This window comes from Myxococcota bacterium (assembly GCA_035498015.1).
GTDB lineage: Bacteria > Myxococcota_A > UBA9160 > SZUA-336 > SZUA-336 > VGRW01.
Genome location: DATKAO010000043.1, coordinates 23,503 through 34,213 on the forward strand (window position 1 = coordinate 23,503; position 10,711 = coordinate 34,213).

The window sequence follows — 10,711 nt, forward strand, 5'->3', positions numbered from 1 at the left end:
TCAGGGCTGCAGGCGCTCGAGCGCGCGCAGCGCGCCGTCGAGGTCGCTGGCCGCCACCGCCTGCTCGCCGCGCTCGCCGCGATAGATCGCCGCGAGCTGCGCGGCCTGGGCCGGCGCGAGCGGGTGCGCGAAGTCGCGCGTGCGCATCTCGCGCAGGATGCGCCGGTTCAGCGGGTCGAACAGACGCGCGTCGAAGTCGGCCGTGCCGTGCATGATCGAGGCGACGTCCTTCACGTGCACCGCGCCGAACAGGTGCGCGAGCTCGTGCGCCGCGGTGAGCACGCTGGCCTGGTCCTCGGCCGCGCACAGCGCGAGCGCGCGCGTGCCGAGCGGAACGGCGAGACCCGTGCGCACCGAGCCGAGCACGGGCTCCCGCGTCTGCTGCGCGGGCGCCAGCGCGAGCAGCACGGCGCCCGGCGGCGGCTCGAAGCGCTCGGTGTCCGCGAGCAGTGAGTCGACGTCGGCACCCGCCGGCCGGGCCGTCCAGAGCACGCGCGAGCCCGAGAGCACGATCCCGGCTTCGCGCTCGAAGATCGCGCTGGTCTGTGACACGAGCCGGCGCACGCGCGCCTCACCCAGGTCACAGCCGTCCAGCACCACCACGTCGAGCTTGCGCGGCGGCTCCGCGCGCGGGGCGCGCAGGCGGGCGTCGAGCCGCAGCGCCAGCTTCTCGGCGTCGAGCGCCAGCGCCGCCAGCGCGGCTTGCGCCGCCGTGCCCTCGGCCAGGTCGTGATTCGTGGACACCCGGCCTTCGAACACGCGCTCGGCCTTCGACCAGACTTCCACGCGCAGAGACACGCGGCCCTCGGCCGGGCCCCAGCGCTCGCGCATGAAGCCGAGCTGCACGGGACTCACGCTCAGGCTGCGCCATTGCTTGCCCTCGAAGACCTCGACCGCGCCGGTCATGACGAGCGCCGGCGAGCCGGTCTGCGGCCAGGCCGCGGGGTCGCGCGGGTCGAAGTCCACGGGAGTCACCGAGGCGAACGTGCCCGCGCGCGCCAGCGTGGCGGCGAGGTCTGCGCGCACGCCGTCGGCGACCGGCCGCGCGAACTCCGCGTCGCCGGTGCGCTCCACGCCCTCGCGCTCCACGCCCAGCCAGCGCCAGCGCACGCCGGGCCGATAGCCGGCGCGCAGCTCCGGAACGCGCTCGTCGGCGAACGGCGCCACGCCCAGCGCGGGCGCCGTGGCCCAGCCGGCGTCGTCGGACGGCGTCCAGCGCACGTGCGGCTCGAACGCGCGCGGGTGCATGCCCGCACAGGCGAGCGCGGCGCAGGCCGCAAGCACGGGCAAGCTGCTACGAGTCACCCTCGGCTCCAGGACGCGTGAAGATCAGGAAGGCCATCGAGGGGCGCTTCGAGGCGTCGCGCATGGCGAACTGCATGCCGTCGAAGCTCCAGCCCTTGGCCACGGTCTCGTTGATGATCCGCTCGAGTGACTCGTCGGTCACCGAGGAGGTCTCGACCACCTTGTAGGACAGCTCAGCCACGGTGCCGCCGCGCAAAGTCCTTGGCGAAGTAGCTGATGATCCGGTCGGCGCCGGCGCGCCGGATCGAGAGCAGGCTCTCGTCGATCGCGCGCGGCGACTCGAGCCAGCCGCGCTCGATGGCCGCCTGCAGCATGCTGTACTCGCCGCTCACCTGATACGCCACGAGCGGCACCGCGAAGCGCTCGCGCGCCGCGCGCACGATGTCGAGGCACGGCAGCGCGGGCTTGACCAGGATCATGTCCGCGCCTTCGGCCAGGTCGGTCTCGATCTCGACCAGCGCCTCGCGCGCGTTCGCCGGATCCATCTGGTAGCCGCGCCGGTCGCCGCTCTGCGGCGCCGACTCGGCGGCCTCGCGGAACGGCCCGTAGAAGGCCGAGGCGTACTTCGCCGCGTAGGACAGGATCACGGTGTCTTCGAGCTGCGCCGCGTCGAGGCCGCGCCGGATCGCGCGCACGCGGCCGTCCATCATGTCGCTGGGCGCGACCACGTCGGCGCCGGCCTCGGCGGCCACCAGCGCGGTGCGCGCCAGCAGCGGGAGTGTCTCGTCGTTGTGCACCGAGGCGCCGTCGTAGACCCCGCAGTGACCGTGGTCGGTGTACTCGCACAGACACACGTCGGCGATCACCACCAGCTCGGGCGTGGCCTTCTTCATGGCGCGGATCGCGCGCGGCACGATCCCGTCGGGGTCGTAGGCGCCGCTGCCCAGCGCGTCCTTGCGCGCCGGGATGCCGAACAGGATCACGCCGCCCAGCCCCAGGTCGGCGATGCGCTTGGCCTCGTCGGCCAGCTGGTCGACCGAGAGCCGGAACACGCCGGGCATGGCCGAGATGGGCTCGCGCACGCCGGAGCCCTCGACCACGAACAGCGCGTCGATCAGGTCGCCCGGAGTGACTCGTGTCTCGCGCGCCAGGTCGCGCAGCGCGGGTGTGCGGCGCAGGCGCCGCGGCCGGTGCTCAGGAAAGGCCATATGTCTCCTCGCTGCATGCGCGTTCGAGCGCCTCGACCAGCGCCGCCATGGCGGGCCGCGCCGCGACCTCGAAGCGGATCTCGGGCCGGGCGGTGCGCAGGGCAGCGGCCGTCGTCGGCCCGATGCACGCGAAGCGCGCGCGGGCCGCGAGCTCGCTCGCCTCCCTTGGAGTGAGCAGGCCGAACAGGTGTTCGACGGTCGACGGGCTGGTGAGCGCGACGGCGTCGATGCCGCCGGCCAGCGCGGCGCGCAGCGCGCGCTCGGCGCCCTCGGGCACCAGCGTGCGGTAGGCCTCGGGGGCGACGACCCGCGCGCCCCGGCGCGTCAGCTCCTCGGCCAGGGCCTCGCGCGCACGGGCGGCGCGCGGGAAGAGCACCGTGGCGCCGGCGAGATCGGACACGCGCGCGAGCTCGGCCGCGAGCGCTTCGGGCGAGCCCTCGGCATCGGGGCAGACCGCGACCGGGAGCCCGGCTTCCGCGGCGGCGCGCGCGGTCGCGGCGCCGATGCACGCCACGCGCGCGCGGCCCAGCGCCCCGAGCAGCGGCCGCGCGAAGCGCACCGCGTTGGCCGAGGTGAAGACGATCCAGTCGGCCTGCGCCGCGCCGGCGAGTGACTCGCGCAGCGCCTCGGGCTCGGCGCTGGGCGCGAACGCGAGCAGCGGCACAGAGAGCGCCTCGGCGCCGCGCCGGCGCAGCTCGAGCGCGAGCTCGCCGGCCTGCGCGGCGCCGCGCGGCGCGAGCACGCGCCGGCCGAACAGCGGGAGTGACTCGTACCAGGCGATGTGCTGGCGGAACTCGACCGCGCGCCCGATCACGATCACCGTCGGCGCGGCCAGGCCGACCGCGCTCACCCGGGCCGCGAGCTCGTCGAGCCGGGCCGTGACCACGCGCTGCTGCGGGGTGGTGCCGCGCGCGATCGCCGCGGCCGGCGTCGCCGGGTCGCGCCCGCCCGCGATCACGCGCGCGCAGATGTCGTCGAGCCAGGCGGTGCCCATGAGAATCACGAGTGTCTCGGCGCTGCGCGCGAGGCCCTCCCAGTCGATCCGGTGGTCGTGCTCCTCCTTGCCGCGGTGACCGGTCACGACCGCGACCGACGACGACAGCCGGCGGTCGGTCACCGGGATGCCCGCGTAGGCCGGCACGGCCAGCGCCGCGCTGATGCCGGGCACGACCTCGAACGGCACGCCGGCGGCGCGCAGCCGCGAGGCCTCCTCGCCGCCGCGCCCGAACACGAACGGGTCACCGCCCTTGAGACGCACCACGCGCTTGCCCTGGCGCGCCTTCTCGATCATGAGGTCGGCGATCTTGTCCTGCGCCACGCCCTTCGAGCCGTCGCCGCGCTTGCCCACGTCGATGCGCTCGCAGGCGGGGTTCGCGAGCTCGAGCACGGCGGGGTCGATCAGCGCGTCGTACAGCAGCACCTCGGCGCGCTCCAGCTCGCGCAGCGCGCGCACGGTCAAGAGGTCCGGGTCACCCGGACCTGCGCCCACGAGCAGGACGCAGCCACTCACCGCCGGGCCTCGATCAGCCGGCGCGCGCCCCGGCCCAGGAGCTCGCGGCCCAGGGTCGCACCGAGCATCTCGGGCGCATGGATCTCGCCTTCCGCCGAGCCCTCGACCCGCTCGCGCCCGTCGGGCGAGATCACGAGCGCGCGCAGGCGCAGCCGGATGCCGTGGATCGACGCGAAGGCCGCGATCGGCGTGTGGCAGTCACCGCCCAGCTCGAACAGGAACGCGCGCTCCGCGCGCACCTGCGCGGCCACGTCGCGGTCGTCGAGGCGCGACACGATCTGGTGTACGTCCTCGTCGTCGATCCGCACCTCGAGCGCGAGCGCGCCCTGCCCGCCGGCGGGCACGTAGCGCTCGGGATCCAGCGGGTCGAGCAGACGGTCTTCGAGCCCCAGCCGCACCAGCCCGGCCGCGGCCAGGATGACTCCCGCGAGGTCCATCGTGTCGATCTTGGCGATGCGCGTGGGCACGTTGCCGCGCAGCGCCACCGGCTCGAGGTCGGGGCGCAGCGCGCGCAGCAGCGCCGTGCGGCGCGCCGAGCCGGTGCCCACGCGCGCGCCCGGCGCCAGCGCCGCGAAGCGCCGGCCCGCGCCGCCCACGAACGCGTCGCGCGGGTCCTCGCGCTGCGGGTAGGCGCCGATCGTGAGTCCGTCCTCGAGCTGCGTCGGCATGTCCTTCGCCGAGTGCACGGCCAGGTCGATCGCGCCGTCGAGCAGCGCGCGCTCGATCTCGCGCACCCAGACCTGCCTGCCGCCGTGCTCGGACAGCGGCCCCTCGATGCGGTCGCCCTGAGTCACGATCTTGACGATCTCGACCTCGTGGCCGTTCGCGCGCAGCATGCGCGCGACCGTCTCGGCCTGTGCCATGGCGAGCGCGCTGCCGCGCGTGCCGAGCCGCAGCAGCGTCACGGTTCCTCCTCCTCGTCCAGCCCGAACAGATCGCGCAGCGCGTCGGCGTAGTAGCGCGACGTGCCGCGTTCGAGCTCGCCCCGCAGCCTCTCGAGGGGCGGGTGCAAGAGCTTCGCGACCAGCGCCTCGGCCACGCGCGCCGGGTCTTCGCCGCGCAGTCTCTCGAGCTCGGCGAGCGCGAGCCGCTCCAGCCGTCGCCGCAGCTGCGCCAGCGTGGGCGCGTGCGGCGCGAGCTCGAGCCAGCGCAGATACTCGCCGGCCTCATGACTCACGATGCTCTGCGCGGCCTCCACCGCGGCGGCGCGCTGCAGGCGCCCGCGCTCGGCGGTCGCCTCCAGGTCGTCGAGGTCGTACAGGTACACGTCGTCGAGCCCCGCGACCGCCGGATCGACGTTGCGCGGGATGCCGAGGTCGACGATCAGGAGCGGGTTGCCGCGGCGCCGGGCAAAGGCGCGCGCGAGCTCGGCCGGGCCGATCAGCGGCCGGTCGACCTGCACCGAGGTGATCGCGATGTCGGCGCGCGCCAGCTCGTCCGGCAGCTGGTCGAGTGAGTGCGCGCTGCCGCCGTGGCGCGCGGCGAGCTCGACGGCCGCGCCCAGCGTGCGGTTCACGACCGCGATCTGCTCTGCGCCGGCCTCGCGCAGGCCGCGCAGCGCCGACTCGGCCATCTCACCGGCGCCCAGCATGAGCACGCGCTTGCCCGAGAAGTCCTCGAAGATCTCGCGCGCGAGCGAGACCCCGACGCGCGCCACCGAGACGGTCGAGCCGCCCAGGCCCGTCTCGCTGCGGATGCGCTTGGCGGCGCGGAAGGCGTGCTGGAACAGCCGCCCGAGCACCGGGCCGCAGCTCTGCGCCGCCACCGCCGAGCGGTAGGCATCTTTCACCTGGCCCAGGATCTGCGCCTCGCCCAGCACCATGGAGTCGAGGCCGCCGGCCACGCGGAACAAGTGACTCACCACGTCGGCGCCGCGCAGCTCGTAGACCTGCACCGGCGCCGCGCTGCCGTCGCCCAGCTCCTCGCGCAGGAAGCGGTGCAGGTGCTCGAGCGCCAGGTCACTCGCCGACACGCCGTACAGCTCGGTGCGGTTGCAGGTCGAGAGCAGCGCCGCCTCGTCGATCGGCGCCTGTGCCACGAGCTTGGCGTCGTGCTCCGCGAGCTGACCCGGCGCGACCGCGTAGCGCTCGCGCACCGCCACGGGCGCCGTCCGGTACGAGAGACCGACCATCGAGAGCTTCACGGCCCCGCTCCCACCAGGTTGATCCCGATGTACGAGCAGACCAGGAACAAAAAGCCGATCACCACGCCTCGCGCCGGCCAGGGCCCGCGCTGCTGGCGGACCACGCGCGCGCCGACCGGCACGAGATACACGCCCCAGGCCGCGAGCATCGACAGCACGTGCTTGTTCCAGGGGTCGATGTGCTGACTCACCGTCCACGCGAAGCCGGTCAGCACGCCCAGCGTGAGCAGCGCGAAGCCCAGCGCCAGAGTCACGTGCTCGGCGTGGTCGAGGCTCTCGAGCGAGGGCAGCCCCTGCTGCCAGGCGCGCCGGCGCTTCAGCCCGCGCTCCTTCACGAGATACCCGAGCCCCGCCAGGCTGGCGAGCGCGAGCAGGCTGAAGCCGGCCGCCGCCAGCAGCACGTGCGGGTGCGACCAGCGCGACAGGTCCTCGTTCTCGCTGGCCTGGTGCGCCAGCTCGAGACCCAGCACGCCCGGAATGGTGAACGCCGCCGCGATCGTCGCGACCCACGGCCCCGACGCGCGCAGCCGCAGCCCGCGCGGAGACACCAGCCAGGCGAGCGCGACGCCCCAGCCGATCAGCGAGAGCGCGGCGGGGAAGCTCGACAGCGGCACCGGAGGCTCCTGCAAATGGAAGCCGTAGAAGCCCGCCGCGTGCACCAGCACGGCCAGGGCCACCACGAGACGGATCCCGCCCGGGCCGATGCGCTCGCTGCGGCCCGTCCAGCCGAGGAACGCGGCGAACAGGTAGAGGGCGCTCGCGAGCCCGTGCGTGAGCGAGGTCATCGCCGCCCCAGCCTCGCGAGCCCCGCGCGAACCTTCTCGGCGTCGTTCACCAGCTCGAACACGCGGTACGCCGGCTCGCCGAACAGCACGAAGTGCACGGCCTCGAGCGACGAGCCCTGCGCCAGGTGATCGCGCACCTCGCCGAGCATCACCTCGGCGCAGCGCTGCATCGGAAAGCCCCCCACGCCCGTGCCGATCGCGGGGAACGCGATCGAGCGCAGCGCCTGCTCGCGCGCAAGCTCCAGGCTCGCGCGCGTGGCCGCGCGCAGCGAATCCTCGCGCACCGCCTCCCCCGGCCGCATGGCCGCCGCGTGGATCACGAAGCGCGCCGGCAGGCGGCCGCCCGAAGTGAGTGCCGCGCCGCCGAGCGGCACGGGACCGTGCGCGTCACACTCTTCCTGAATCGTCGGACCTCCGCGCCGGCCGATCGCACCGGCGACGCCGCTGCCGAGCGCCAGCTCGGTGTTGGCGGCGTTCACGATCGCGTCCACGGACGCGGCCGTAATGTCGCCTTCCGACAGCAGAATCCGCCCCATCGCCGGGGATCTTCGCGCCAACGCCCAGGAGCGGCAAGCAGTCGCGCAAGTGCTCCGATACGATGTCGAGAATGGCCATCCGTGCCGCCGCGCTCACTCCGCTCCTATCGGCTCTGATCGCGTTTCTCGCCTGTGGCCCGCGCCCTGCCGAGTTTCGCGTGGTGGGGCTCGACGAGGCGCGCCGCGCGGTCGAGCTGGAGGGCATCTCCGTGGTCGAGGCCGTGGATCCGCTCTCGGCGGCCCCGAGTGACCCCGCCGCCGTGCCCGCGGGCTCCGGGGTGCTGATCGTGGGCCTGGATGCCCGAGTTGCGCGCATGCGAGCGGCAAATTTTGCGCGGGCCGGGAACCATCCGGTGCTGGTTTTCATCCCACGCGACGCAGATGAGCGCGGCAGGTTCTACGCTGCCGCAGCGCAGAGGCAGGAGGTTCGCCGTGGCAAAGATTCTTGACGTGACCGACGCCACCTTCGAGCAGGAGGTGCTGAAGAGCGATCGCCCCGTGCTGATCGACTTCTGGGCGGAGTGGTGCGCGCCTTGCCGCCAGCTCGCCCCCACGATCAAGGAGCTCGCCGAGGAGTACGGCGAGAAAGTGCGCGTGGTGAAGGTCGACGTGGACGCCAACCCGAAGACCGCCTCGCAGATGCAGATTCGCGCCATGCCCACGCTCCTGGTGGTGAAGAACGGCGCCGTGGTCGGACAGCTCGTCGGCCGTCAGCCGAAGGACAAGATCAAGCAGATCATCACGCCTGCTCTGTAGTCTTGTCTTCGTTCGCCTTCGGCTCACTGCGCGGGGCTGCGCCCCTTGCGGGCCTCGCTCAGGGCGGCCTTCGCTCGGCCTCATTGTCTTCGTTCGCCTGCGGCTCACTGCGCGCGGCTTCCGCCGCTTGCCGCCTCGCTCAGGGCGGCCTTCGCTCGGCCTCATTGACTTCGTTCGCCGCAGGCGAACGGAGGTCAAGTCAGACGTGGCCGTTCGAAGAAGCGGACCGGCCAGTGTCTGGAGCGCGCGCGCCGGTAGAGCAGCGGGTCCGGGTTCACGACCACGGGGTGGCCCACCAGGTCGAGCAGCGGCAGGTCGGTGATCGAGTCGGTGTAGAAGTAGCTGCGCGCCAGATCGACTGACTCGCGCTCGATCAGCTGCTGGATCCAGTAGATCTTGCCCTCGCCGAAGCAGATCGGGCGCACCACGCGGCCGGTGAACACGCCCTCGTGGGTCTCGAGCAGGGTGCAGAGCATGTGCTTCACGCCCAGGTGCTCGGCGAGCGGCTCGAGCACGAACTTGGTCGCGCCCGAGACCAGCGCCACCAGGTGGCCCTGGCCCAGGTGCCAGCGCACCCGCGCCTCGGCCTCGGGGTAGACCGACGGCAGGAGCACGCTGCGGAACAGCTCGGCGGCCTCGTGCTCGAGCGACGCCTCGCTGCGGCCCTTGAACTGCACGCCGTTCTTCTCGACCCAGCGCTCGATGTCGAGCAGGTTCAGCTTGTACCGGAGATAGGTGCCGAGCCCGAACAGCACGGCCTTCCAGTCGATCTCGCCGCGCTCGTACAGGCTCTTGAGATACGCCGTCCCCGAGTTCTCGGCGAGAATCGTTTTGTCGACGTCGAAGAAGGCGCCGACGTGGCCGTGAGCGCTGCGCACCGTCAGAAGATATAGCGCCGCATCGACACGTTCATGAGCAGGCCGAGCGACACCATGCAGGTGAGCAGCGCCGAGCCGCCGTAGGACAGCATCGGCAGCGGCACGCCGACCACGGGCAGGAGACCGATCACCATGCCCACGTTGATCGCGCCCGCCCAGAAGAACAGCGACACGATCCCGACCGCCAGGTAGGCGCCGAACAGGTCCTTCGACGAGTGGGCGATCTGCAGCCCGCGGATCAGGATCCCGAGATACAGGACCAGCACGACGGCCGCGCCCACGAAGCCCCACTCCTCGCCCAGCACCGAGAACACGAAGTCGGTCTGCTCCTCGGGCAGGAAGTCGAGCTGGCTCTGCGAGCCGTGAAGGAAGCCCTTGCCGAAGAGGCCGCCGGCGCCCACGGCGATCTGCGCCTGGATCGAGTGATACGCCGCGCCCAGCGGGTCGCGCTCGGGGTTCAGGAACGTGTACACGCGGTCCTTCTGGTAGTCGTGCAGGAAGAAGAACCAGGCGATGGCCACGGCCGCGATGCCTGCGGTCCCGATCAGCACGATCGAGCTCGTGCGCACGCGAGTCACCGCGAGGAAGCTCGCCGAGACCACGCACAGGAGCAGCGCCGTGCCCAGGTCGGGCTGCTTCACGACCAGCGCGGCGGGCAGCGCGACCAGCAGCGCCGGCACGACCAGGTCGAGCAAGCCCACCGGCGCGGTGGCGCTGCGGCGCGCGAGGATGCGAGCGAACAGCACGATCAGCGCCAGCTTCGCCAGCTCGCTCGGCTGCAGGTTCATGGGGCCGAGGTCGATCCAGCGCTGCGAGCCGTTCACGATCCGGCCCACGAACAGCACCGCGACGAGCAGCGCCATCACACCGCCGTAGAACGGGAACGCGACGCGCTCGAGCGTGCGGTAGTCGAGCACGAGCGTCGCGAACAGCAGCACGAGCCCCAGCCCGAGCCACACCATCTGGCGCCACGCAGTGACGGGCAGGAAGGCCGCGCCGCGCTCCGGCGAGGCGGAGATCAGGTTCACGATGCCGATCAAGGCCACCGCCAGGCCCATGATGAAGATGGGCCACTCGAAATTCTGGATCAGTCTACGGTCGATTCCCGGCATACAGATCCGCCTCGTCCTCGAGGAAGCGAGTCACTACATCGCGCGCGATCGGCGCGGCCGCGCTGCCGCCGTGACCGCCGTGCTCGACGAGCACGGACACGACGATGCGCGGGTCGTCGGCGGGCGCGAAGGTCACGAACCAGGCGTGGTCGCGCTCCTGGTGCTCGACATCCTCCTCGTCGGCCCGCGCGCCCTGCGGCAGCGCGACCACCTGCGCGGTGCCCGTCTTTCCGCCGGCGACGACGCCGAACGGCAGGTTCTTCATCACCGCGCCCGTGCCGTGCGGCTCGTTCACGACGCCCACGAGCCCCGAGCGCACGGCCGCGAGTGTCTGCGGCGAGATCGCGAGCTCGCCCAGCGCCTCGGGCTCGACGGTCTTCACCACGCGCCCGTCCGGCTCCTCGATGCGCTTCAGCACGTGCGGGCGGTAGCGCGTCCCGCCGTTCACGATCGCGGCGTACGCGGTCGCGAGCTGCAGCGGGGTCCACAGGTTCATGCCCTGCCCGATCGACACCGACACGGTGTCGCCGTCGACCCA

General features: G+C 72.8%; 13 protein-coding genes. 2 read left to right on the forward strand and 11 right to left on the reverse strand.

The window, feature by feature from the left end; genetic code table 11:
* The 8 genes from VMR86_03715 to VMR86_03750 are packed head-to-tail and all read right to left on the reverse strand — an operon-like array spanning window position 1 to window position 7,427.
* Window positions 1-1,305 (reverse strand): hypothetical protein, encoded by a 1,305-nt coding sequence (locus VMR86_03715; GenBank protein ID HTO06141.1) that lies wholly within the window; start codon window positions 1,303-1,305, stop codon window positions 1-3.
* A complete protein-coding gene (locus tag VMR86_03720) occupies window positions 1,295-1,486 on the reverse strand; it encodes a DUF4177 domain-containing protein (GenBank protein ID HTO06142.1) in 192 nt (63 codons plus the stop codon). The genes VMR86_03715 and VMR86_03720 overlap by 11 nt, the downstream gene beginning before the upstream one ends.
* Window positions 1,479-2,453 carry a porphobilinogen synthase gene (gene hemB / locus VMR86_03725; GenBank protein HTO06143.1) on the reverse strand — a complete coding sequence of 325 codons (975 nt, stop codon included), beginning with the start codon at window positions 2,451-2,453 and terminating at the stop codon, window positions 1,479-1,481. Before hemB ends, VMR86_03720 begins: the two co-directional genes overlap by 8 nt.
* Complete coding sequence (gene cobA / locus VMR86_03730; GenBank protein HTO06144.1) at window positions 2,440-3,963, reverse strand: uroporphyrinogen-III C-methyltransferase; 1,524 nt, start codon at window positions 3,961-3,963, stop codon at window positions 2,440-2,442. The genes hemB and cobA overlap by 14 nt, the downstream gene beginning before the upstream one ends.
* Window positions 3,960-4,868 (reverse strand): hydroxymethylbilane synthase, encoded by a 909-nt coding sequence (gene hemC / locus VMR86_03735; protein HTO06145.1) that lies wholly within the window; start codon window positions 4,866-4,868, stop codon window positions 3,960-3,962. The genes cobA and hemC overlap by 4 nt, the downstream gene beginning before the upstream one ends.
* Window positions 4,865-6,106: a glutamyl-tRNA reductase gene (hemA, locus tag VMR86_03740; GenBank protein ID HTO06146.1), complete on the reverse strand. Its 1,242-nt coding sequence runs from the start codon at window positions 6,104-6,106 to the stop codon at window positions 4,865-4,867. The genes hemC and hemA overlap by 4 nt, the downstream gene beginning before the upstream one ends.
* A complete protein-coding gene (gene ccsA, locus VMR86_03745; GenBank protein ID HTO06147.1) occupies window positions 6,103-6,891 on the reverse strand; it encodes a cytochrome c biogenesis protein CcsA in 789 nt (262 codons plus the stop codon). Before ccsA ends, hemA begins: the two co-directional genes overlap by 4 nt.
* Complete coding sequence (locus VMR86_03750) at window positions 6,888-7,427, reverse strand: macro domain-containing protein (GenBank protein HTO06148.1); 540 nt, start codon at window positions 7,425-7,427, stop codon at window positions 6,888-6,890. Before VMR86_03750 ends, ccsA begins: the two co-directional genes overlap by 4 nt.
* A gap of 71 nt (window positions 7,428-7,498) precedes the next feature.
* Here VMR86_03750 and VMR86_03755 point away from each other — a divergent pair, with 71 nt between their 5' ends.
* Entirely contained in the window at window positions 7,499-7,876 is a 378-nt protein-coding gene (locus VMR86_03755) for a hypothetical protein (protein ID HTO06149.1), read from the forward strand.
* Complete coding sequence (gene trxA, locus VMR86_03760; protein HTO06150.1) at window positions 7,860-8,183, forward strand: thioredoxin; 324 nt, start codon at window positions 7,860-7,862, stop codon at window positions 8,181-8,183. The genes VMR86_03755 and trxA overlap by 17 nt, the downstream gene beginning before the upstream one ends.
* Before the next feature lie 194 nt (window positions 8,184-8,377).
* On the opposite strand, the gene VMR86_03765 is transcribed toward trxA, so the two are convergent.
* From VMR86_03765 to VMR86_03775, 3 genes are all read right to left on the reverse strand, one after another.
* Window positions 8,378-9,061 (reverse strand): HAD family hydrolase, encoded by a 684-nt coding sequence (locus VMR86_03765; GenBank protein ID HTO06151.1) that lies wholly within the window; start codon window positions 9,059-9,061, stop codon window positions 8,378-8,380.
* Window positions 9,062-9,063: 2 nt separating this feature from the next.
* Window positions 9,064-10,173: a rod shape-determining protein RodA gene (rodA, locus tag VMR86_03770; GenBank protein ID HTO06152.1), complete on the reverse strand. Its 1,110-nt coding sequence runs from the start codon at window positions 10,171-10,173 to the stop codon at window positions 9,064-9,066.
* On the reverse strand, window positions 10,154-10,711 hold a 558-nt coding region (locus VMR86_03775), incomplete at its 5' end, for a penicillin-binding transpeptidase domain-containing protein (protein HTO06153.1). The genes VMR86_03775 and rodA, both read right to left, overlap by 20 nt.